The 23,747-nt window shown below is 60.2% G+C and carries 21 protein-coding genes; 11 read left to right on the forward strand and 10 right to left on the reverse strand.

The annotated features are described in order from the left end of the window. Positions 1 to 71: 71 nt before the first annotated feature. From J3456_RS07855 to J3456_RS07865, 3 genes are all read left to right on the forward strand, one after another. Entirely contained in the window at positions 72 to 3,272 is a 3,201-nt protein-coding gene (locus tag J3456_RS07855) for a CHASE domain-containing protein (protein WP_349579652.1), read from the forward strand. A gap of 138 nt (positions 3,273 to 3,410) precedes the next feature. Next, on the forward strand, positions 3,411 to 5,063 hold the full coding sequence (locus J3456_RS07860; protein WP_349579653.1) for a PAS domain-containing sensor histidine kinase: 1,653 nt from the start codon (positions 3,411 to 3,413) through the stop codon (positions 5,061 to 5,063). A 12-nt stretch (positions 5,064 to 5,075) separates the two neighbouring features. Continuing rightward, positions 5,076 to 5,447 (forward strand): response regulator, encoded by a 372-nt coding sequence (locus tag J3456_RS07865; protein ID WP_349579654.1) that lies wholly within the window; start codon positions 5,076 to 5,078, stop codon positions 5,445 to 5,447. 91 nt (positions 5,448 to 5,538) lie between these two features. On the opposite strand, the gene J3456_RS07870 is transcribed toward J3456_RS07865, so the two are convergent. The 5 genes from J3456_RS07870 to J3456_RS07890 all read right to left on the reverse strand — a co-directional run bounded on the left by J3456_RS07870 (position 5,539) and on the right by J3456_RS07890 (position 10,675). Then, entirely contained in the window at positions 5,539 to 5,898 is a 360-nt protein-coding gene (locus J3456_RS07870) for an Hpt domain-containing protein (RefSeq protein ID WP_067940935.1), read from the reverse strand. Continuing rightward, on the reverse strand, positions 5,895 to 6,866 hold the full coding sequence (locus tag J3456_RS07875) for a response regulator (RefSeq protein WP_349579655.1): 972 nt from the start codon (positions 6,864 to 6,866) through the stop codon (positions 5,895 to 5,897). Before J3456_RS07875 ends, J3456_RS07870 begins: the two co-directional genes overlap by 4 nt. Before the next feature lie 286 nt (positions 6,867 to 7,152). After that, entirely contained in the window at positions 7,153 to 8,523 is a 1,371-nt protein-coding gene (locus tag J3456_RS07880) for an aspartate aminotransferase family protein (RefSeq protein WP_349579657.1), read from the reverse strand. 47 nt (positions 8,524 to 8,570) lie between these two features. Further along, positions 8,571 to 10,055: an NAD-dependent succinate-semialdehyde dehydrogenase gene (locus tag J3456_RS07885; protein ID WP_349579658.1), complete on the reverse strand. Its 1,485-nt coding sequence runs from the start codon at positions 10,053 to 10,055 to the stop codon at positions 8,571 to 8,573. A 128-nt stretch (positions 10,056 to 10,183) separates the two neighbouring features. Beyond that, positions 10,184 to 10,675 (reverse strand): Lrp/AsnC family transcriptional regulator, encoded by a 492-nt coding sequence (locus J3456_RS07890; protein ID WP_349579659.1) that lies wholly within the window; start codon positions 10,673 to 10,675, stop codon positions 10,184 to 10,186. A gap of 64 nt (positions 10,676 to 10,739) precedes the next feature. On the opposite strand from J3456_RS07890, the gene ehuR reads away from it, so the two are divergent. The 8 genes from ehuR to doeB all read left to right on the forward strand — a co-directional run bounded on the left by ehuR (position 10,740) and on the right by doeB (position 18,759). Next, entirely contained in the window at positions 10,740 to 12,122 is a 1,383-nt protein-coding gene (gene ehuR, locus J3456_RS07895) for a MocR-like ectoine utilization transcription factor EhuR (RefSeq protein ID WP_349579660.1), read from the forward strand. A 131-nt stretch (positions 12,123 to 12,253) separates the two neighbouring features. Continuing rightward, positions 12,254 to 13,264, forward strand: coding sequence for a TRAP transporter substrate-binding protein (locus J3456_RS07900; RefSeq protein WP_349579661.1), 1,011 nt, complete (start codon positions 12,254 to 12,256; stop codon positions 13,262 to 13,264). Between the two features lie 76 nt (positions 13,265 to 13,340). Next, positions 13,341 to 13,979, forward strand: a complete 639-nt coding sequence (locus J3456_RS07905; RefSeq protein ID WP_206054276.1) for a TRAP transporter small permease — start codon at positions 13,341 to 13,343, stop codon at positions 13,977 to 13,979. A gap of 3 nt (positions 13,980 to 13,982) precedes the next feature. Continuing rightward, positions 13,983 to 15,269 (forward strand): TRAP transporter large permease, encoded by a 1,287-nt coding sequence (locus J3456_RS07910; RefSeq protein WP_259946621.1) that lies wholly within the window; start codon positions 13,983 to 13,985, stop codon positions 15,267 to 15,269. Positions 15,270 to 15,281: 12 nt separating this feature from the next. Then, positions 15,282 to 15,722, forward strand: a complete 441-nt coding sequence (locus J3456_RS07915; protein WP_132443899.1) for a universal stress protein — start codon at positions 15,282 to 15,284, stop codon at positions 15,720 to 15,722. A gap of 17 nt (positions 15,723 to 15,739) precedes the next feature. After that, positions 15,740 to 16,531, forward strand: coding sequence for an aspartate racemase/maleate isomerase family protein (locus tag J3456_RS07920; protein ID WP_349579663.1), 792 nt, complete (start codon positions 15,740 to 15,742; stop codon positions 16,529 to 16,531). A gap of 60 nt (positions 16,532 to 16,591) precedes the next feature. Then, complete coding sequence (gene doeA, locus J3456_RS07925) at positions 16,592 to 17,773, forward strand: ectoine hydrolase DoeA (RefSeq protein WP_349579664.1); 1,182 nt, start codon at positions 16,592 to 16,594, stop codon at positions 17,771 to 17,773. Next, positions 17,770 to 18,759, forward strand: coding sequence for a N(2)-acetyl-L-2,4-diaminobutanoate deacetylase DoeB (gene doeB, locus J3456_RS07930; RefSeq protein ID WP_349579666.1), 990 nt, complete (start codon positions 17,770 to 17,772; stop codon positions 18,757 to 18,759). Before doeA ends, doeB begins: the two co-directional genes overlap by 4 nt. 15 nt (positions 18,760 to 18,774) lie before the next feature. Here the strand turns inward: doeB and J3456_RS07935 are convergent, their stop codons facing one another. From J3456_RS07935 to J3456_RS07955, 5 genes are read right to left on the reverse strand one after another with little or no spacing between them, the layout of a single operon-like run. Continuing rightward, a complete protein-coding gene (locus J3456_RS07935) occupies positions 18,775 to 19,734 on the reverse strand; it encodes an ABC transporter ATP-binding protein (RefSeq protein WP_120352070.1) in 960 nt (319 codons plus the stop codon). Continuing rightward, positions 19,731 to 20,708: an ABC transporter ATP-binding protein gene (locus tag J3456_RS07940; protein ID WP_349579667.1), complete on the reverse strand. Its 978-nt coding sequence runs from the start codon at positions 20,706 to 20,708 to the stop codon at positions 19,731 to 19,733. The genes J3456_RS07935 and J3456_RS07940 overlap by 4 nt, the downstream gene beginning before the upstream one ends. Positions 20,709 to 20,711: 3 nt before the next feature. Continuing rightward, positions 20,712 to 21,617 (reverse strand): ABC transporter permease subunit, encoded by a 906-nt coding sequence (locus J3456_RS07945; protein ID WP_067938852.1) that lies wholly within the window; start codon positions 21,615 to 21,617, stop codon positions 20,712 to 20,714. Then, positions 21,617 to 22,624, reverse strand: coding sequence for an ABC transporter permease subunit (locus J3456_RS07950; protein WP_349579668.1), 1,008 nt, complete (start codon positions 22,622 to 22,624; stop codon positions 21,617 to 21,619). Before J3456_RS07950 ends, J3456_RS07945 begins: the two co-directional genes overlap by 1 nt. Then, positions 22,618 to 23,727 (reverse strand): M24 family metallopeptidase, encoded by a 1,110-nt coding sequence (locus J3456_RS07955; RefSeq protein WP_349579669.1) that lies wholly within the window; start codon positions 23,725 to 23,727, stop codon positions 22,618 to 22,620. The genes J3456_RS07950 and J3456_RS07955 overlap by 7 nt, the downstream gene beginning before the upstream one ends. Positions 23,728 to 23,747 lie beyond the last annotated feature (20 nt).

The raw sequence follows: 23,747 nt of genomic DNA on the forward strand, positions 1-23,747 counted from the left end.
GATGCGTTAGATTTTGCCTTGGGGTTGAAATTTCGCTGCCTTCTGGTGGCCAGAACTAAGGGCTATGATGAGTGCGGCGACCCGAATTTATACTGTTTCTCGGATGTCTCGCCATCACCTTTGGGGTGTTCCTTTACAGCAACCGCAGCAATGATCTCGCCAACGAACGGGCCTTTGACCGGATCGCCGAGGAAAGCCTGAAAAGCCTCGACGCGCGGATGCATACCTATTTGCAAAGCCTCAACGGCATCGCCGCCTTCATGAACGCCTCTGACGAAGTGACCGCCAGTGATTTCGCGCATTACGTCGATACGCTGGAGATCGACACCTTCCTTCCCGGCATCAACGGCATCGGCTTTGTCGCCCCGGTCGCCCGAGGGACCGAAGAGGCTTTCATCGAAGAGGTAACCGCCCTCGGGATAGAGGATTTCCGGATCCACCCCAACACCGGCAATGCCGAGAAGATGGTGATCCAATATATCTACCCCCAAGGGCCGAATGCAGAGGCCGTGGGTCTTGATATCAGCTTTAACGAGGACCGCCGCCGCGCCGCCCTGCGGGCCCGCGAGACCAGAGAGCCGCAACTGACACCGCGCATTCTCCTGGTGCAGGACAAATCCCGTCAGCCCGGTTTTTTGTTGCTGCGTCCAGTCTATGCCGCCGGCGACAGCCCGGCACAGGATACGGCAAGCTTTATCGGTTGGGTCTATGCGCCCTTTGTCGGTGCAAACCTGTTGAACGCGCTGACCCCGGCTCAGGGGGAGGCTTATAATATCAAGGTATTCGATGGGCTGACCACCGCCCCGGAGAACCGGATTTTCGACAGCACGCCCGAAGACGTTGAAAGCGGGCATCACAAAATCACCCAAACGATCGAACGCTTTGGCCGCCCTTGGACCGTGGTCCATGTCAGCACAACCAGTTTTGATAGCGCAACGCACAGCGCCGTGCCGGAGATCCTGTTAATTTCCGGCATATTGCTGGCGATCCTTTTCTTTGTCGCCTTCCGCAGCCTGCGCCAGCGCAGCGCGGCCCTGAGCGAGCTTGCCGCGCTGCGCGAACGCCAGATCGACGCCCATGAAGAGGAAAACCGCGCTGTCATCGAGAACGCTGTAACGCCTGTTTTCCTGCTCGACAGCGAGGACCGCGTGCTTTTCGCCAACCAAGCGGCGCTGGTCTGCTTTGGCTATGGACATGAGACGCTCAAGGGGATGGATTTCCGCAATCTCGTCACCGATTTGATCGAAGACCACGACCACGAGCAGGTCAACGCGGCAGGCAAGACCTGCTTTGGCCAAGACCTGAAGCTTGATCTACAACGCAACAGCTGGACCACCTACACCGGCGAGCGGCGCGTGACGGCCATCGTGCGCGATCTGACCTCGGAACTTGCGGTGCAGGATGAACTGGCGAAGAACAAAGCGCTCTATGACCTCGCCCTTGAAGGCGCGCAGATCGGCGTTTTCGACATCGACCTGCGCACCGGGAAATCCGAGGTGTCCGACACATGGCGGCGCATTCTAGGGATGGCCAATTTCGAGCGGTTGACCGACCCGCAGGCGGAATTTCTCAAACGTGTTCACACCGAAGACCTGCCCCTGCTGACCCAGACCGATCAGGCCTGCATCTCGGGGCAGCAACAACGTTCCGTCACCGAATATCGGCTGAAGATTGGCACCGGGGAATGGCGCTGGATGCGCTCTGACGCGGTGGTGACCGAACGCGATGAAAACGGCACCGCCCTGCGGATGGTCGGCACCCAAACCGATGTGACCGACATCGTCCATGCCCGCAACGCGCTTGAAACCAGCGAGCGGCGCTTTCGGCAGGTGCTGGCAGCGGCCCCGGTGGGCATGGCGATCCTGGGCGAAGGGGGCGTGTTCAACAGCGTCAACAGCGCGCTTTGCACCCTCTGCGGCTATAGCGAAGAAGAACTGTTGTCGAATACCAAACTCGGCGATCTGATGCCCGAGGGCGATCTGAAGAAGCTCTACGGTGAGGTGCGCGGGCTGGTCGATTCCCGCAGTTCACAGAACTATCAGGCCGAATACCGCATCACCCATAAGCTGGGCTATGAACGCTGGGGGCTGTTCAACGTCTCGTGGACCTTTGACAAGAACACACGCGCCTATGTCTTTATCGTTCAGATCAACGACATCACCGACCAAAAGAAGCTTGCGCAGATCAAGAGCGAATTCGTCTCGACCGTCAGCCATGAGCTGCGCACGCCGCTGACCTCGATCAAAGGGGCTTTGGGTCTGATCGACACCACGGACAACAGCCGTTTCCTGCCAGCGCATATCCGGCTGATCGACATCGCGCGCAGCAATGCCGACCGGCTGTCGCATATCGTGAACGATATTCTGGACCTCGAAAAGATTTCCTCGGGCGAGGTGCAGTTCGATTTCCACGATGTCGATCTGAACAAGGTGATCAACGATTCGGTCAACGAAATGTCGCCCTTCGCAATCACCCACAACAACACCTTGGGCGTGCAACTGCCCGATACGCCGTTGACGGTTCGGGTGGATGAAAGCCGCACGCGGCAGGTCTTGGCCAATCTGATCTCAAACGCCTGCAAATATTCCGATGCCGAGAGCGAGGTGCAAATTCGCGCCGAGCGGCTAGGGGACCGGGCGATTGTCTTTATCCAGAACACCGGCCCCGGCGTGCCGGAAAACTTCCGCCCGCGCATCTTTCAGGCGTTCTCTCAGGCCGATGGGTCCGACACCCGCGCCAAGGGCGGCACCGGGCTGGGGCTGAACATCACACGGCAGATCATCAAACGTCAGGGCGGCACCATCGGATTTGAAAGCATCCCGAAGGGCGTCACTGTCTTTTGGTTCACCTGCCCCATCGCCGAGGCCGAAACCGTGCAAACGCCCGCCGCCCCCGACGCGGAAACCGGTGAGCGGGACAGGAAGCTGCGCGTGCTGCATATCGAAGACGATATCGACTTTGCCGAGGTGATCCGCACCGGTTTGGACAGCGTGGCAGAGGTGACCAACGTCACCAACCTTGCCCAAGCGCAGAAGATGATCGGCCAAGAAGAGCTTGATGTGGTGATCCTTGATTGGTCCCTGCCTGACGGCGATGCCCGCTCTTTACTGGAGGACATCATCCGTCTGCATCCAGAGGCCAAGATCATCAGCCTATCCGCCGACAACAACCGAGAGCCCGATCCCCGCGTCGGGATCAACCTTGTCAAATCACGGAGCGGGATCAGCACGGTGGTCAACTCAATTACGGGAACAACCGCACGCGCATCTTAACCTGTCGCATCTTAGCGAAGTGACGCTAAAGTGCGACATGCCATATTATTGCCAATATGCTCTGGTATTTTGATTAAATTACAACGCACATGACATGCTATAGTTTGAGCATGTCCGCTTCGGGGCGAGGAATTACGAGTGTCGTCAAAGCCATTTACCAAGCGTACCGCCGCCACATTTTTTCTGGGCACTGCCATTTCCGGCAGTTGGTACACCGCAACCTCCGCGCTTTTCGCGGGTCAAACGGGGGAGGTTATCCCCGTCGTCGGCGCGATCATTCTGGCGGGGCTAACGCCCTTCGCCGCGAGCGCGCTCCAGTCAAGCCCCGAGAGGGGTGATGATAGTTTCGATATGGAACAAAGGCTTAGGGCATTTGATAGCCACGCCATCGTGAATATCGTCGATACCGGCGGAATGTTGGAACAGGTTAATGACCGTTTCATCGAACTGACGGGCTATACCCGCGATCAATTGATCGGCCAGCCTGTGTCGATGCTTTACCAAGACGCGTTTCGCGAACTTCTGGCAGAAATCCGGGCCACCCTGATGGCCGGAAAGACATGGCAGGGAGAGACCCCGCTGCGTTGCGCCGATGGTCGGGTGATACAGACGCAATGCACCGTGATGCCACTTTTCGATAAGAAAGGGGCATGGGCCGGGTCGATCTCAGCCCGTACCGATATGACCCACGCCAAGGAACTTCTGGCCGAACGCGACACGGCGGAAACGCTTTATGAACTGCGCGATGACATTTGGATCGTCGATGCCGAGACAGAGCGTTTCAGCTATATGAACCGCGTCGCCATGAGCCGAAGCGGCTGGTGTACCGATACCTATACCGAACAAACGCTCGGAACCTTGGCAGAGAAAAGCGACAATCCAGCCCTTCTTGATGCCTGCCGGGATCTAAAAAAGTCGGGCAAGGCGATAACGCAGTTCGACACGCAACTGTTTGGCAATCATTTCCAAGTCACGATCAAACTTCTGCTCACCGGCGGCGCGGCGGGGCGGTTCCTGGTCATGTTGCACGACGTTTCGGATATCATCAGCGAAGAGCGGATGAAGTCGGAATTCATCTCTATGGTCAGCCATGAACTGCGCTCACCCCTAACCTCGATCAAAGGCTCCATGGGGCTGCTTTTGTCACGGGCGGCGGGTGAATTGCCCAGCAAAGCGCGGGCGTTGCTAGAAATCTCCCACCGCAACGCCGACCGGCTTGTGCTGATCATCAACGACATCCTCGATCTGGAAAAGATCGCGAACGGGCGACTGGAGTTCAACCTTGAAGAGGTTGATATCGCAGAACTTCTGCACGAGACCAGCGCCGCGAACGCCTCGCTTGAACAACGCCACGGCGTGCGCATTCAGGTGGAAAGCACGGATGACCTGAACAAAGTGACCACAGATCCGAACCGGGTCATTCAGGTGCTGACGAACTTCCTATCAAACGCGTCCAAATTCTCCAAACCCGGAGAGCGCGTTACCATTCGCGCCGAAGAGAATGAGGACGAATTGCGCATCTCCGTGGCGGACCGCGGCCCGGGCATTCCGGCCGCTGAGCAGCACAAGGTGTTCCAGCGGTTTGCCGATTTGTCCAACTCCAACCGGGCTGACAAAGGCGGCACCGGGCTGGGCCTCAGTGTTTGCAAAGCCATCGTCGAGAATCTTGGCGGTAAAATAGGTTTTGACAGCCGCGAGGGATTTGGTACGACATTTTACTTTACCCTGCCGAAGAAAAATTCTCAGGTAGCGGCAGAGGAACCGGCTGCGTTGCTGCGCGAAGCCTCCTAGAGAGAGTATGGAATGATCAAACTGCTGCACGTCGAGGATGACGCCGATATCCGTGAAATTGCGCTGATGGCGCTTGAGCTAAGCGGCGATTTCGATGTCGTCCAATGCGAGACCGGGGAAGCGGCGCTGAAACAGGTTCAGTCCTATACGCCCGATGTGATCCTGCTCGATATGATGATGCCCGGCATGACCGGTCGCCAGACCCTTGAGAAGATGCGCGAAATGGATAGCCTGCGTGACGTGCCGGCGATCTTCATGACCGCCCGCGCCCAGCATAACGAGATCGAAGAGCTGCGCGATCTGGGGGCCGCTGACGTGATCAGCAAACCCTTCGACCCCATCGCTCTCGCGGATCAGGTCAAGGCGGCGATGCAGGCCAACTAGGCCAGCGACCACTTGGCCTGCCCTATGGGGCAGCTTCTAGATAAATTGTCTGAAAGATTTGGGGCCGGGGCAAACCACGGCCGCCGCGCCCTTAGGCTTGGGCGTCGATTTGCTGCCGGCAATGCGCGACGAAACCATCCAGCTCCGAGATGATCTCGATCGGGCAATCGGCGCGTTCGGCGCGGGGTCCGGCGAGATGCTCGACGATTTGGGTTTCGCACTGACGCGCCAGCCGGCCAAGCTCTTCAAAGCCGAGCGACCCGGCGCTGCCTGCGATCTGGTGCAGAATGGCCTGCGCGCTGGCCAGATTGCCTTTGATCTCATCCACGGTCGTCCCGTCCCAAGCGGCCAAGCCATGGGTTGCGATCAATGTCTGGCGCTCGTCCAGCATTTCGACAAAGCGCTTGCGAATGCGCTCTATGCCGGGAAGTTCAGCTAACATTTTAGTCATGCTTGTTGATCATTCTGCCAAAAGTCATTGAGCGATTTCGTATGTGCTTCACTGGCGGCTTCTGCGCTTGCATGAGCCTGCGCCAGCGCATCCATAACGGAATTGCCGCTCTTCCAGATCAGCCGCACGGCCTCCCCCGCGCTGACACGCGGGTGAACACGTTCGCCATTATTGTCGAACAATTCGGTTTGAGACAACTCTAAGTTAACCGCATCCATCAAACCGCCCATATTCGGACGCCAGCCGCTTTCCGTAACGCACACGAAAGTGCCATTGCCCGCGTAGGACATGAGCACCTGATGGTCCACAAGCGTATCAGACAGGATCTCGGCCACGTCGGACACAAGGCTATAGAACTCAAAAGAGGTCATCGTCGCGTGGAAAGCGTCAACCTCGCGGATGGTAAAGGCAAAGGCGGTGGAGCCGAAAAGCGTGCTGCGCGACAGCTGTGCGACGTAGTTTTCCATCGCGGTGTAGTCGATCACATTGTCCACGTCATAGATTGGGACCGGCTCGAACAATTCCATATGGGTGGCCTGATCGGCGATGGTCTTGGCGGCAAAGATTTTCTTGGTCCGCTGCTGACGCTCTTTCACCATGCCCTCGACCAGCCCGATGCGGGCTTTCAGCTCGGCAATCTCAAAGGGTTTGGTCACATAGTCGGTGGCCCCGGCGGCAAAGGCCGCGTCGATATAGCGTTTGTCGGACATCGCGGTGAGCATCAGGATCGGCGTATCGGCATGGCGCGCCGAGTTGCGAATGTGCTGCGCCAGTTCGATCCCGTCCATGCCCGGCATCTGAATGTCTAGCATGAAGCAATCAATCGGACCGAGGTCGGGATCACCCAACATATCGACCGCATGCAGTGCAGATGGGGCGGTCGTCAGATCATGCGCACCGATAATCTCTACAAATTGCCCAAGCAATTCGAGGATAATCGGATCGTCATCCACCGCCAGAATTCTCATCACATCTCTCCACAGATCAAAATCTTTGGGCCCCAAACTGGACGGACCGCTGCTTTGTCCTAATTTCTCTGGGAACTGTGGCCTAAATTTGACGAATTCTAAGTAAATAGGCGACAAACCGGGGCACTGTTTCCATATCGGGGGAATTTGACCCGAAAAACGGCCATCTTTACCGCTTTTTCATTTTTGGTCGGACGACTCGCCACTTCGCGTCAAAGAGTGATTCCCCTCAACGCAAACGGCCCGACGTTTCCGCCGGGCCGCTCTATCCTCATCCCCTAGGGTCTTAGCCCAAGCTTGCCTTGATCGCCTCGGCGGTGGCGCCCACGACCTTATCCGCTTCTTCGCGGGTCAGGCAGAAGGGCGGCGCAAAGCCGATGATGTCGCCTTGGGGCATGGCGCGGGCAATGACCCCGGCCTTGAGCATATCGCCAACGATGGTCGGCACCACTTTGCGCGCCGGGTCAAACTGCGTGCGGCCATCGCGGTCTTCGACCAGTTCCACGGCACAGAGCATCCCTTCGCCGCGAATATCGCCCACTTTGGGGTGATCGCCCAATGCCGCCTTCATCTGCGCATTGAGATACCCCCCCACGTCCGAGGCATTCTCGATCAGCTTCAGATCGTCGATCAGCTTGAGGTTCGCGATCCCCGCAGCCGCGCCGATGGGATGCGCCGAGTAGGTCCAGCCGTGGCCGATGGGGCCGTTTTCATCGGTGCCCTGCTCCAGCACCTTCCACATTTTGTCACCCACGATCGAACCCGAAAGCGGCGCATAGGCCGAGGTCAGGCCTTTGGCGATGGTGATCAGGTCCGGCTTCATGCCGTAGTGATCCGAACCGAACATGCTGCCCAGACGGCCAAAGCCGGTGACGACCTCATCCGCGACCAGCAGGATGTCGTGTTTGTTCAGCACTTCCTGCACGGCGGCCCAATAGCCTTCGGGCGGCGGCACGATGCCCCCGGTGCCCAGAACCGGCTCACCGATGAAGGCGGCGATGGTGTCGGCACCCTCACGCTCGATCAGCGCTTCCAATTCGCCCACCAGATGCGCGGTGAACTCTGCTTCGCTCATGTTGGCGTCGGGGCGGCGGTAGTAATAGGGCGCGTCGGTGTGGACCACCTGCGCCAGCGGCAGGTCGAACTTCTTGTGAAACAGCTCCAGTCCGGTCAGCGAGCCCGTCACCAGACCCGACCCGTGGTAGCCACGCCAGCGCGAGATGATCTTTTTCTTCTCAGGACGGCCAAGGATGTTGTTGTAGTACCAGATCAGCTTGACGTTGGTCTCATTCGCGTCCGAGCCGCCAAGACCGAAATAGACCTTGCTCATACCTTCGGGCGCGCGGTCGAGGATCATCTTGCTGAGCGTGATGCTCGCCTCGGTGCCATGGCCGACGTAGGAGTGGTAATAGGCCAGCTCATGCGCCTGCTCGGCAATCGCCTCGGCGATCTCGGTCCGGCCGTAGCCCACGTTCACGCAATAGAGGCCGGCAAAAGCGTCGAGCATCTGGTTGCCGTCGCGGTCGGTGATATGGCTGCCTTTGGCGGTCTTGATCACACGGGTCGGGCTTTCGCCGCGCACGTGCTGCGCCAGATGGGTTGAGGGGTGAAAGAAATTTTCACGGTCCCATTGTTCGAGCATATCGTTCTTCAGCATTGGTCTTTCCTTTCTTCCGACGCGCCTTTGCGCCGTATCTTCAAATCTCAGGCCCAGTCACGGCAGACGTATTTCACTTCCGTAAAGGCTTCGAGCCCCAGCCGCGATCCCTCGCGCCCGATCCCCGATTGTTTCGTCCCGCCAAAGGGGATCGGCGCGCCGGTCACCTTGGTGCGGTTCACCGCCACCATGCCGAAACACAGCGCCCGGCTGGCGCGGTAGATGCGGCGTGGGTCTTGGCTGTGGACATAGGCCACCAGCCCGTATTCCGTGTCATTGGCCCGTGTGATCGCCTCATCCTCAGTGTCGAAGGCCGCGATGGCGGCCACGGGGCCAAAGGTCTCTTCGCGCATGATCAGCGCGTCCGCAGGCACATCGGCCAACACCGTCGGTTCAAAGAACAGCGGCCCTGCCGCGTGACGTTTGCCACCACAAAGCAGCCGCGCCCCACGGTCAAGCGCATCTTTGACGTGCTCTTCTTGTTTGGCGACGGCCTTTTCGTTCATCAACGGCCCGATGTCGGGATCGTCCGCGCCGACGCCCACGGTCAGCGCCTGCGTTGCTGCGGTGAAACGCGCGCAGAAGGTCGCATAGCTGTCGCGGGCGATGAAAAAGCGGTTCGCGCCAAGGCAGTCCTGACCGGAGGTGGCGAACTTGGCCTTGATCGCCTCTTCGACCGCGCGGTCCATATCGGCATCATCGAACATGATGAAAGGCGCATGGCCGCCGAGTTCCAGCACCAAGCGTTTCACGCTGTCGGATGCCTGACGATACAGCAGCTTACCGATCTCGGTAGACCCGGTGAAGGAGATTGCCCGCACGCGGTTATCCTCCATCCAGGGCTTCACGATCTCAGGTGCCTCGCCGGTGACGACGTTGAACACGCCCTTTGGCAGCCCCGCCTGCTCGCCCAATTCGGCCAATGCCAGCGCCGAGAATGGCGTCTCTGCCGACGGGTGCGCCACCACGGTGCAGCCTGCCGCCAGCGCGGCACCTGCCTTGCGGGTCAGCATGGCAGAGGGGAAGTTCCACGGGGTGATCAGTGCGGCCACGCCCACCGGCTCGCGCCAGATTTCCACCTCTGCATCCGGCAGATGCGAGGTGACGCCTTCGATGTTGGGGCGGCGCGCCTCTTCGGAATAGAACTCGAAAAAAGACGCGGCATAGTCGATCTCGCCACGGGATTCCGAGATGGGTTTGCCCTGTTCGGCGGTCATGATCCGCGCCAGATCCTCGCGGTTTTCCAACATCAGATCGCGCCAACGGCGCAGGATGGCACCACGCTCTTGCGGCAACAGCCCGGCCCAATGGGGGAAGGCGGCATGGGCGGCATCCACCGCGGCGCGGCTGTCATCGGCGTTAAGCTTGGCAACCGACCCCAAGACCGCACCGCTTGCCGGGTCAGTCACTTTAAAGTCATCGCTCTGGGCGCCAGCGACCCATGCGCCGCCGACATAGGCAAAATGGCGGGCCAGCTCGCCCCGCGTCAGCGCGGGCAGACCATCGGCGGGGGTTGGGATCATCTTGGTCATCGGGCACCTCCTTGGGATGAATTGCCCCGAAGTTAAGGCAGGATAAGGCGCGGGTTTGACCGAATATCAGCCCATCGGCAGGAGGTTTTGCGGCGCAGCACCCTGCCCGCCGCAAAAACTACGGCGGCTCAGCTTTCGTCTTCGGGCAAGAGCAGCGACAGCGGCAGCGGTGCCGATTTGACCGATTTGGTGACCACATAGGTGAAATAGCGCGTCAGCCCGGCCTGCTGATCCAAAAGCGCATCCATCAGACGTTGGTAGCTGTCGATATCGCGGGTGACGACCTGTAGCAGATAGTCAAAGCCACCGCCCAAGGCCCAGCACTGCACGATTTCATCATGTTGCGCGATGACCGCCTCAAACCGCTGAAACGCCTCGGCGCGGTGATTGCCCAGTTCGGCTTGCACAAAGACGGTGACATGCGGGGCAATGCGACGCAGGGCGACATGGGCCTGATAGCCGGTGATGACCCCCGCAGACTCCAACCGCGCCAGCCGTTCGCCGCAGGCGGTGGGACTGAGATTAACCTTGTCGGCAAGCGCAGATTTGGCGATGCGCCCCTCGCGAGAGAGGATCGACAGCACCGCGATATCGCGTTTATCCAGTTTGACAAAGCTCATGGCAGTTTCATGCGAGCGCAGGTCAGACTTGTCAATTGTCATGATTGTGGTGATCATCCAGATCATGACAAAATGGCGCCCAGACCCCGGATCCCTGACCCGCCCTGCCTACCGTTCACTCGTTCAGACGATTGAAACGGCGATTCAGAATGGTGTGCTGAAACCCGGAGACCGGATGCCGACGCAGCGCCAACTGGCGTTCGACCTGTCGCTCAGCGTGCAAACCGTCAGCCGCGCCTATGACAAACTGATCGAAGCGGGCAAGATCGTCGGCGAGGTCGGGCGCGGCACTTTCGTACGCGCGGCAAGCGATGATATTTCCATGCCCTTCGTCAGCCGCAAGGCCGCCGGGCGGTTGCTGGATATGTCGATCCTGAAACCGGTGCTCGACCACGCCCATGAAGAGGCGATGCAAAAGACGCTACGCGCCATGGCACGCTCCCTGCCCCGCGCCATGATGGGCGGGTTTCGCCAAGACCTCCGCGCCGGAGACAGCAGCAGCGCGGTGCGGCGCTGGCTCTCGCTTTGCGGCCTTGATCTGGACGGGATGGCAGTGATCCCCACCAACGGCAGCACCAGCGCCATGACCGTCGCGATCATGACAGCCGCCCAACCCGGCGATCTGATCGTCAGCGAAGACATCGGCCATCACACCCTGCGCCCCCTCGCCCGTTTTTTAGGCATCCGCCTGCAAGGAGTGAGCGTCGACGCGGGCGGCATCTGCCCCGAGGCGCTGGAGCGGGTCTGTGCGAAAGAGCCTGTCAAAGCCGTCTACCTGATCCCGAATGGTGCCAACCCGTTGGCCTTTACCATGACCGAAAGCCGCCGCGCCGCGGTGATTGAGGTGGCACGACGCCATGATCTGCTGATCATCGAGAACCAGTCATGGGGGCCGCTGCAAGACGCGCCGCCACCGCCGATGGCAGCCATGGCGCCAGAACGGGTGCTCTATTTCACCAGCCTCACCAAATGCCTGATGCCGGGGCTGCGGGTCGGTTATCTGGTGGTGCCGGACCACCTTGGCGCCTCGGCGGCCAATCGGCATATGGTGACCAGTTGGATGGCCACCAATATGATGACCGAGATCGCCGGGCGCTGGATCGAGGAAGGCACCGCCCAAACCCTGCTCAACCGTCAGCAACTGACCCTGCGCGACCGCGCCGATTTCGCCGCCAACGTCTTTCGCGGGCTCGACATGCGCACCAGCCCAAACGGGCTGCATCTTTGGCTGCCATGTCATGACATTTACGAAGAGGCTGAACTGGTCAAATCCATCCGCGAGAGCGGCGTCGCCGTGGCCAACGGCGCCAGTTTCGCCATCGGCCCGCCAGACCGTCACCCCGGCCTGCGTATCGCCGTCGGGGGGCAATCCTTTCCCGAATTTGCCCGCGGGATTCGCATGATCGATGCAAGATTACGCAACAGGGGTAGGACGGAAGGACTGTGAGAGCGGCTCAAATTGTCATGGATCAATATTCACATTGACATGATTGAGATCGGTTTAAATGATCTAACAGTCAGGACATTAGTTTCGCTGCGGCCTTTGTGCTGCGCGGGCAATAAATGAAAGGGAGTAACATGGCTATTTTCAAGACCGTAATCACCGGGGGTATCCTCGCAGCCGTGACGAGTGTCGCAGGCGCGGCCTCTGCCGATACATGGCGCTATGCCTTCGAAGAAGCGCTCGACGAAGTGCAGGGTAAATACGCCCAGAAATTCAAAGAAGAAGTCGAAGCGAACTCCGACCACGAAGTTCAGCTTTTCCCATACGGCACCTTGGGTGAATCCGTCGACACGATGGAACAGGCGCAGGCCGGCATCCTGCAGTTCGTCGACCAGTCGCCCGGCTTCACCGGCGCGCTGATCCCCGAGGCGCAGGTGTTCTTCGTGCCCTACCTGCTGCCGCAGGACGGTGAGCAACTCAACGAGTTCTTCCGCACCTCCAAGGCCATCAACGAGATGTTCCCCGCGCTCTATGCAGAGCAAGGTCTGGAACTGCTCAAGATGTTCCCCGAAGGCGAGGTCTGCATGACCACGCAAGAGCCGGTCAAAACGCCCGAAGACCTTAACGAGGTTAAGTTCCGCGTGATGACCAACCCGCTCTTGGTGGAAAGCTACAAAGCCTTTGGTGCCACGCCAACACCGCTGCCATGGGGCGAGGTTTACGGCGCGATGCAGACCGGCATCATCCAAGGTCAAGAGAACCCAGGCTTCTATCTGGAATCCACCAAGATGTATGAGGTGACCGAGGTCATCACCTGCATCGGCCACAACAACTTCACCACTGCTGTCATGGCCAACAAGGATTTCTATGACGGTCTGTCCGATGAGGACAAAAAGGTTGTGCAGAACGCCTCTGACGCGGCATTCGAATATATCCTCGAATACCAGTCCGGCCTGCAGGAAAAATCGCTGGAAAACATCGCAGCGGCGAAGCCTGACATGCAGATCAACATCCTGTCCGAAGAAGAGCGCCAGCCCTTTAAAGACAAAGCTGCATCGGTCGAAGAAGCCTTCATCGAGATGACAGGCGACAGCGGCAAGGAAATCCTTGAGCAATTCAAGGCTGACCTCGAAGCCGTGAAGTAAACGCATCCTTTCACCCTCCGGCACTGTCCGGGGGGTGACCTTATTTTGACGCGATCCATTTTGAACCATTCACGGGATGACGCCGGTGACGGAAGACAACCACAGTTCGCAGCTGCAATCGCAGACAGATACCACCGGCACCGATGACGCCCCCGTGGGCACCTATAAATCCACCCTCCCCGGCCCTTTGGGCACAATCGACAATGCGATCAGCTGGCTTGAGTCTGTGATGCTCGCCGCTGGTGTTCTGTTGATGGCGGCCAATACGATTGCCAATGTGGTGGGCCGTTTCGTCTTTCAAAGCTCGATCTTCTTTTCCGAAGAATTGAACAGCATTCTGATCATTCTCATCACTTTCGCGGGCATTTCCTATGCCGCGCGGCATGGGCGGCATATCCGCATGTCAGCGATTTTCGACGCCCTGCCCCCGCGCCCCCGCAAGGTGCTGATGATCTTCATCGCCTTCGTCACCGCCGTCTTCATGTTCGGCCTCGCGTGGTACGCGCTGCAATATATCATGACCCAAGCCGGACGCGGTCGCCTGCTGCCCGCCCTGCAGGTGCCGGTCTGGTGGACGCTGGTTTGGGTGCCCTTCGGCTTCTTCATGACCGGGCTGCAATACCTGCTGACCGCCATCAAAAACATCATCGAGCCTGACATTTACCTGTCGACCAGCGTGCTGGAAGGCTACGACGACAACGAGCGGGAGGTCTAAGCGATGGGCACTACCATTTTCTCCATCATGGTCGTCCTGCTGCTGCTGGGCTTTCCCATGATGATCCCGCTGATCGTCGGTGCGTTTGTCGGTTTCTATTCGCTCTTCGGCGGTTTCGGCCAGTTAGAGACGATGGTGCAGCAGATGATGGCAGGCGTTCGCCCTGCCTCTCTGATCGCGGTGCCGATGTTCATCTTTGCCGCTGACATCATGACGCGGGGCCAGTCCGCCGGGCGGTTGATCGACATGGTGATGTCCTTCGTGGGTCACATGAAGGGTGGTCTTGCCGTTGCCACGGCTGCGGCCTGTACCATGTTCGGCGCGGTCTCGGGCTCTACGCAGGCCACAGTGGTTGCAGTGGGCTCCCCCCTGCGGCCTCGGATGTTGAAAGCGGGCTACAAAGACAGCTTTGTGCTGGCGCTGATCGTGAACTCTTCTGACATCGCGTTTCTGATCCCGCCCTCCATCGGGATGATCATCTACGGCGTCGTCTCCAACACCTCGATTGCCGAACTGTTCATCGCGGGCATTGGGCCCGGTCTGCTGATCCTCGCGCTGTTTTCGGTCTATTCGGTGATCTACGCCTACCGCCACAACGTCCCCACCGAAGAGAAAGCCACATGGGGCGAACGTGCCCGCGCTGTACAACAAGCGCTTTGGCCGCTGGGGTTTCCGGCGATCATCATCGGCGGCATCTACGGCGGCGTTTTCTCTCCGACCGAGGCGGCGGCGGCCTGCGTGCTCTATGCCATCTTCCTTGAGATGATCGTCTTTCGTGAGATCGACTTTGCGGGCATCTATGAGACGGCGAAATCCACCGGGCTGATCACCGCCGTGGTCTTCATCCTTGTTGCGGCGGGCGCGGCCTTCTCTTGGGTGATCTCCTTCGCGCAAATCCCGCAGGCGGTTTTGGCGGGCATCGGGATCGACAGCATGGGGCCGATTGGGGTGCTCTTTGTGATCTCCATCGCCTTCTTCATCGGCTGTATGTTCGTGGACCCGATCGTGGTGATCCTCGTCTTCGTGCCGATCTTTGCGCCGGTGGTCGACTCGGTCGGCCTTGACCCGGTGCTGGTCGGGACAGTCATCACGCTGCAAGTCGCCATCGGTTCGGCCACGCCGCCCTTTGGTTGTGACATCTTCACCGCCATCGCGGTCTTCAAACGGCCCTATATGGAGGTCATCCGCGGCACCCCGCCCTTCATCGTCATGCTGCTGAGCGTGTCTGTCGCGTTGATTTTCTTCCCACAGATCGCCCTGTTCCTGCGCGATCTAGCCTTTTCAAAATAAGAGGAGAGCGTCATGTTCACCCATATCCTCGCCCCCTATGACGGCTCGGTGAATGCCGACCGCGCGTTGATGAAGGCGGCAGAGATGGCCAATCTGACCGGGGCGAAGGTGACGCTGCTGACGATCTACCGCCATCATTCGATGCTGGAGGCGTCGCTCTCGATGGTGCGGGTGAATGATCCGGGCAATATCGACGATGCGATGCAGGCCCATGCGACCGAGATCATCAGCCACGGCAAACAGTTGATGAAAGACGCGGGCGTCGAGAATGTGCGCGCTTTCGTGCGCTCGGGCCGACCGGCGCGGGCGGTGACCGAATTTGCCAAGAAACATGATGCCGACCTTATCGTCATCGGCTCGCGCGGGTTGGGCGCGACGGGCGATAGCTATCTGCTCGGATCGGTGTCACACAAAGTCACGGGGCTTGCGAAATGCCCCGTGCTTGTCGTCTAGATCAAAGGAATATTCAGGTGACACCCCCTGTGCAAAGCGAAACGCTTGAGTGCCGTTTGCGTGAAGATGACCCCGTGCGCCTTGGTGCGATGCTGCTATCGACCGACATGACCTTTGAGCGTGACGCGGCGCGGCTGATCGACCCCGCGCAGGCCGCATTGCATGTGGCGCGCATCGCTTTTGAGAACCCCACCACCCCCGAGCGCCTGCGCGCGATGACCCCCGATATGGCCCGCACCGCGGCGCTGCTGGTGCCGGGGATCAAGCTTTCGGCCATCGCCTTTTGCTGCACTTCTGCCTCTGTCGCCATCGGCAATCCGGCGGTACGCGAAGCCATCGGCGAAGGGCTCCCCGGTGTGCCGGTCATCACCCCCGCCTCTGCCGCCATCGCGGGCTTTGCAGCACTTGGTGTGACGCGGGTGGCAATGCTCACCCCCTATCTGCCGGAAACCGCCGCCCCCCTCGCCGCCTATTTCGAGGAGCAGGGCCTACAGGTCATGCGCAACGGAGCCTTCGGGCTGGAAGACGACCGCGATATGGCGCGGATCGACGACGAAAGCATCATCAACGGCGCCAAAGCACTGGACGGAGCGGAAGTAGAGGCATTTTTCCTCTCCTGCACATCCTTGCGCGGTGTCGACGTAATCGACCGGATCGAAGCCGCTTTGGGCAAGCCGGTCGTGACCTCCAACCAAGCGCTGTGCTGGGCGTTGCAACGGATGGGCGGGCTTACGGGCCGCCCCGATGGCTATGGCCGTCTGTTCGACTGCAACATGCCAAGCGCCCATGCACAGGGCATCATTCCGTGATCCCGGCCCCTCTGGCCGGATCAAAATATTCGGGTAACCAGACATGAAAGGGGCTGGCCTATGACCACGTATGAGGCGAATTTTACCAACAGCGAGTACCAGCGCCGGGTCGACCGAACGCGCAAGACCATGGCCGCGCGCAACATGGATGCGATCGTGGTCAGCGACCCGTCGAACATGTCTTGGCTGTCGGGCTATGACGGCTGGTCCTTCTACGTTTATCAAGCGGTGATCGTAACCCATGAGGGAGAGCCCGTCTGGTGGGGCCGCGGCATGGACGCGCTTGGCGCACGGCGGACCGTCTTCATGGAGGATGACTGCATCCGCGGCTACGATGACAGCTACGTCCAGAACCCTGAAAAGCACCCGATGGAAGACCTCTCGGCCCTTCTAAGCGAGATGGGGTTAGAGAACGCGCGCATCGGCGTTGAAATGGACAACTACTATTACTCCGCCCGCGCCCATGACACGCTAAAGACCAAACTGCCCAAGGCGACCTTTATGGACGCCACGGCATTGGTGAACTGGGAACGCGCCGTGAAATCCGAGCGCGAGATCGAATATATGGAACGCGCCGCGCGGATCGTCGAAGAGATGCACGTCCGCATCCTTGAAGTCGCCGTGCCGGGGATGCGCAAGAACGATCTGGTGGCCGAGATCTATGCCACCGGCATTCGCGGTGCGCAGGGCTTCTGGGGCGACTATCCGGCCATCGTGCCCATGGCCCCCTCCGGCATGGACGCCACTGCCCCGCATCTAACGTGGGACGACCGCCCCATGCAGCCCAACGAGGCGACCTTCTTTGAAATCGCAGGTGCCCACCGGCGTTATCAGTGCCCGCAATCGCGCACGCTGTTTTTCGGGGATGTCCCGCAAAAATACCGCGACGCCGAACAGGCGGTGCTAGAGGCCATCGACGCAGGGCTGGAGCAGGCCAAACCGGGCAACAAGGCTGAGGACATTGCCAACGCTTTCAACAAGACGCTCAACATGGCGGGGTTTGAGAAGGACAGCCGCTGCGGCTATGCCATCGGTATCAGCTATCCCCCCGACTGGGGCGAGCGCACGATCTCTTTCCGCCGGGGCGATACGACGATCCTAGAACCGAACATGACCTTCCATTTCATGCCCGCGCTCTGGCTCGACGACGGCGGGCTAGAGATCACCGAGCCGATTCGCATCACCGAGACCGGCCATGAATGTTTCTGCACCACACCGCGAAAGTTGTTTGTATCCGCATGACCAGCAATCCCATCACCCCGACCATCCCGCTCGACAAGCCCGGCGCGCATCACGGGTTTCTCCGCCTGCCCTACAGCCGCGATGACAGCGCCTGGGGCTCTGTCATGGTGCCGATCACCGTCATCAATGGCGGCGACGGCCCCACGGCGCTGCTGACGGGCGGCAACCATGGCGATGAATACGAAGGCCCGATTGCCCTGCAGGAACTGGCCGCCACGCTGAATCCTGCGCAGATCAAAGGCCGCGTCATTATCCTGCCGATGATGAACCAACCCGCCTTTGCCGCTGGCCGCCGCTGTTCGCCCATCGACGGCGGCAACATGAACCGCAGCTTTCCGGGCAGCCCCGGCGGCACGGTAACCCAAAAGATCGCGCATTACATCGCCACCGAACTGGTGCCGCTGGCGGATATCGTGCTGGATTACCACTCTGGCGGGCGCACGCTGGATTTCCTACCCTTCGCCGCGGCGCATATCTTGCCGGACATGAAACAGGAGGCCGCCTGCATGGCCGCCATGGAGGCGTTCAACGCGCCCTATTCGATGAAGATGCTGGAGATCGACAGTCGCGGCATGTTCGACACGGAAGTGGAGGAACAGGGCAAGGTCTTCGTCACCACCGAGCTTGGCGGCGCGGGCACGTCGACGGCCAAGAGCGTTGCCGTCGCCCGCAAAGGCGCGCTTAATCTGCTGATCCATGCAGGGATTTTGGCTGGTGAGCCCGAGATGGCAGAGACCGTGATGCTCGACATGCCCGATGGGCGCTGCTTCACCTTTAGCGAGACGAATGCGCTGCTAGAACCGCTGGTCGATCTGGGGGATGAGGTGACCGAAGGCCAGCCCATCGCGCGGCTCTGGCCGAGTGACCGCAGTGGCCAACCCGCAATCACCGCCCATGCGCAGCTTGGCGGCATCCTGACCGCCCGGCATGTGCCGGGGCTGGTCAAGATGGGCGATTGCATCGGCGTGGTGGCGCAGGTGGTCTAAACCACCTGCAACGCTTCACTCGTCGACGGGGAAGTAGCAGGCTGCCGGATGCGGCGCGCCCTCAAGAACGGGGCGCTCTTTCCGGCAGACATCCTGCACCTTCCAGCAGCGCGGCGCAAAGGGGCAGCCCTCGGGGATCGCCAGTGGCGAGGGCAATTCGCCCTGTAGCTTGATACGCTCCTTGCCGCCTTCGGGGTCGGCACGTGGCGTCGCGGAGAGCAGCGCCGCCGTGTAAGGGTGCCGCGGGTTCTCAAAGACTTCGTCTTTCGGCCCCTTCTCAACCGCGCGGCCCAGATACATGACGATCACATCGTCAGCCACATGGCGCACGACCGAAAGGTCATGGCTGATGAAGAGATAGGCCAGCTGCATCTTTTCCTGAAGGTCCACCAACAAGTTCAGGATGGCCGACTGGATCGACAGATCGAGCGCTGAAACCGGCTCGTCCAATACCAGCACCTTCGGATCCAGCATCAACGCCCGCGCCACCGCGATCCGCTGGCGCTGACCGCCCGAGAACATATGCGGGTAGCGGTCGTAATGCTCAGGCCGCAGACCGACAAGGCGCAGCATCTCGCGGGCCTTTTCCTCACGCTCTTTCTTCGACATGTCCTTGCGGTTGATGACCAGCGGCTCCTGCAGGATCGTGCCAATCTGCTGGCGCGGGTTCAGCGAGCCGTAGGGGTCTTGAAACACGATCTGCACATGCTGGCGCAGGTCGGCCCAATCCTCAGGCCGCACCTGTTTGCCGTCTAGCGTGAGCGAGCCGGCGGTCGGCTCTTCGATCATGGTGACCATGCGCGCCAGCGTGGATTTACCACAGCCGCTTTCGCCCACAACGGCCAGCGTCTTGCCGGGGTGCAGTTGGAAATCAAGGCCCGCGACGGCCTTGAGCGTCTGGGTCTTGCGCAGGAAGCCGCCACCAACCTGATAGTGACGCTCTAGCGCGTCGGCGGTCATTACGGGGGCAGTCATGACGCGACCCTTTCATCGGTATTCAGCGGATAGAAACAACGGGCCTTGCCCAGTTCCTCGCTCAGCGGTGGCGGGTTCTGGTTGCGGCATTTGTCATTGGCGAACTTGCAGCGCGGCGAGAACAGGCACCCCGCAGGCCGGTCGAACTGGCCTGGCACAACGCCGGGGATCGTCGGCAAGCGCTTTTCGGTGGCACGCTCCGGCAGCGCATCCAGCAACGCCGCCGTGTAAGGATGGTGCGGCTGGCGGAAGAGCGGCAGCACCTGCTGCTCTTCAATCTTTTGGCCCGCATATTGCACGCTCACACGCTCGGCGGTTTCGGCAACCACACCCATGTCATGGGTGATCAGCACCAGCCCCATGCCGGTCTCTTCGCGCAGCGAGGTCAGCAGGTCGAGGATCTGCGCCTGAATGGTCACGTCGAGCGCGGTTGTCGGCTCATCCGCGATCAAGAGCTTTGGCTTGCAGGCAATCGCCATAGCGATCATCACGCGCTGGTTCATCCCGCCAGACATCTGGTGCGGGAAGACCGACAGGCGCTTTTCCGGGTCCGGGATGCCGACTTGCTCAAAGAGTTCAATTGCCCGCTTGTGCCGCTCGGCCCGGTTCATGCCAAGGTGATAGCGCAGGGATTCCTTGATCTGCCAGCCCACCGGAAAACAGGGGTTGAGCGAGGACATCGGCTCTTGGAAGATCATGGCAAGGTCATTGCCGACGATCTTGCGCCGGTCACGGTTGCTCATTTTCAGCAGGTCATGACCGTCGAAGGTCAGCTCATCGGCGGTGACGGTGGCGGTCCAAGGCAGCAGGCCCATCAGTGCCAACATCGATACCGATTTGCCCGAGCCACTTTCGCCGACGATGGCAAGGATCTCGCCGGTGTCTACATCTTGGTCGACCGAGTCCACGGCGCGGAACTTGCCCGAGGCGGTGGCGAAATCGACCGAGAGGTTGCGGATACGCAGAAGAGACATCAATCAGCTCCGCTTCAGTTTCGGATCAAGGGCGTCGCGCAGACCGTCACCCATGAGGTTGATCGCCAACACGGTGACGAGGATCGCAAGGCCGGGGAAGGTCACGACCCACCACGCCCGCAGGATGAACTCACGCGCTTCGGCCAGCATGGTGCCCCATTCGGGCGTCGGCGGCTGTGCGCCCATGCCGAGGAAGCCAAGAGCAGCGGCATCAAGGATCGCTGTGGAAAACGACAACGCGGCCTGCACGATGATCGGAGCAAGGCAGTTCGGCAGCACGGTCACGACCATCAGCCGCAGCGTGCCAGCACCGACAACACGGGCCGAGGTCACGTAGTCCTTCTGCCGCTCAGACAGCACGCTCGCCCGTGTCAGACGCACGTAATGCGGCTGCAACACAATCGCGATGGCAATCATCGCATTGGTCAGCGACGGCCCAAGGATGGCCACCAGCACCAGCGCCAGCAGCAGCGACGGGAAGGCCAGAATGATGTCCATGATCCGCATGATGATCGTGTCGAGCCACTTGGGCGCGAAGCCCGAGATCAACCCAATGATGATCCCGCCAGAAGCGGCGATGGAAACCACGACGATGCCAACGAAGAAGGAGTAGCGCGCACCGACAATCAGACGCGACAGCATATCGCGACCGAGCGGGTCGGTGCCGAGGATATGGCTCCACGTGCCGCCGTCCTGCCAGACAGGCGGCTGCAACGTCGCAGCGCGGAACTGTTGGGTCGCGTCATGCGGCGCGATCCACGGACCGAACAACGCCAGAAAGGCGAAGACGGCAAAGATCCACAGGCCAATCACGGCCCCACGGTTTTCGCGGAAATAGAACCAGAATTCGCGCAGGCGTCCGGGGCGCGCGTGTACCATTTCGGCTTCGGCAGAGAGTGCGTCGTCCATTAGCGTTTCCTGATCTTGGGGTTGATGATGCCATAAAGCATGTCAACGGTGAGGTTCACGACCATGACCATGACGGCGATCAGCAGCAGGCCACCCTGCACCACCGGGTAGTCGCGGCGGAAAATACTGTCGACCATCCACTTGCCGATGCCCGGCCAGCTAAAGATCGTCTCGGTCAGAATGGCGCCGGCCAGCAGCGTGCCGACCGAGAGACCGATCACAGTGATGACAGGGATAAGCGCGTTGCGCAGGGCGTGGATGCCATTGATCCGGCCCGGCGACATGCCCTTGGCGCGCGCGGTGCGGATGTAGTCTTCGCCCAGTACTTCAAGCATGGCCGAGCGGGTCTGCCGCGCGATCACGGCCAGCGGGATGGTGCCCAGCACGATGGTCGGCAGCAAAAGGTGCCGCAGCGCCGACGTAAACGCCCCGTCCTGCCCCGAGGCGATACTGTCGATCAGCATGAATCCAGTGGCATTGGGGAAGTAATAAAGCAGGTCGATCCGACCCGAGACTGGCGTCCAGCCCAAGTTTCCCGAGAAGACGATGATCAGCAGCAGCGCCCACCAGAAGATTGGCATTGAATAGCCCACGAGGGCGGTCGACATCAGCGCCCGGTCAAAGAACTTGCCCCGGTTCACCGCAGCAATCACCCCTGCAGGCAGGCCCAAGGCCACGGCAAAGATCATCGCGCAGACCGACAGTTCCAGCGTGGCGGGGAAGAGCGAGAAGAACTCATCCCAAACGGGTCGTTTGGTGACAAAGGAGTTGCCCAGATCGCCCTGCAGCACGCCGTTAAAGTACTCCCAGAACTGCACATAGATCGGGCGGTCAAACCCAAACTGCTGTTGCAGTTCCAAGTAGCGTTCTTCTGAGATGCCCCGCTCGCCCGCCATGACGACGATAGGGTCGCCCGGCAGCATGCGGATGAAGGCAAATGATATCAGCGTGACGCCGATAAAGGTCGGGATGAAGGTCGCGAGGCGCGACAAAACATATTTCAGCACGGGAGCACCATCAGTTCCTTCGGAAAGTTGGTCAGGGATTTGTAGCCATCTTCGGTGATCAGCACGTCATCTTCGATGCGCACCCCAAAGTTGCCGATCTCATAGAGGCCGGGTTCGTTGGTGTACACCGTTCCGGCGGGTAAAGTCATATGGTTGCCGCGCATGATATAAGGCGCTTCATGCACATCGCGGCCAAGGCCGTGGCCGGTCTTGGTGCGGATGCGGTCGGCATAGGGCGAAGCTTCGAGCACGCCGGTCACCACATCGTCGATCTCATGCGCCGTGACACCGGCGCGGGTGGCGTCCAGCCCGGCGAGGTTGGCGCGCAACACGGTGTCATAAACCTCGCGCCCCTCGTCGCTGACATGGCCGAGGAAAACGGTGCGGGTGATGTCAGCGGCAAAGCCGTTCTTGCGCGCACCAAAGTCGATCAGCAGCGCATCGCCCGCTTTGACGCGGTAATCTTCGCGCGCCTTGGCATGGGGGCGGGCTGAACCGTCCCCCGCCGCGACGATCGGCGCAAAGGACAGATCATCCGCCCCTTCGGCAAAAACCATCTGCACCAGTTTCTGTTCGATCTCTTTCTCGGTCTGGCCGAGCTTCACAGAGTCGAGCGTGGCGCGCAGGGCGCGTTCGGAAATGTTAATCGCCTCTTGCAGGGCGGCGACCTCGGCCTCGGTCTTGATCATGCGCGGGGCAGAGATTTCACGCTCCGCGTCGATGATCCGCAAATCGGGCTGCGCTTTCTTCAGCGCGTGATGCACAAAGACGCGCATCACTTGGCCCTCAACGGCCAGCGAGGTGATGTTCAGATGCTGCATCAGCGCGGCAAAGGCATCGTCATAGCCGGTTTGATCGCGCCAATCGAAAACGGCACCCTCAAAGCCAACCAATTCCCAGCTGCCCAATTCTAGGTTCGGCACCAAAGCGGCGGCGGGGCCACGCGCGGGGATGACCAGAACAAAGGGGCGCTCGTGGCTCATGAAGGCATGGTCGACCGCGCGGGTGAAATTCGGGCCGGGCACCAGCGCCACGGCATCCACCGATAGGTCAGCGGCGATATCGGCATAGGCCGACAGGCGATCATTCAGAGAGTTGGACAAGGTAGGGCTTCCCGGCGGGT

The organism is Sulfitobacter sp. NFXS29 (assembly GCF_040148765.1).
GTDB lineage: Bacteria > Pseudomonadota > Alphaproteobacteria > Rhodobacterales > Rhodobacteraceae > Sulfitobacter.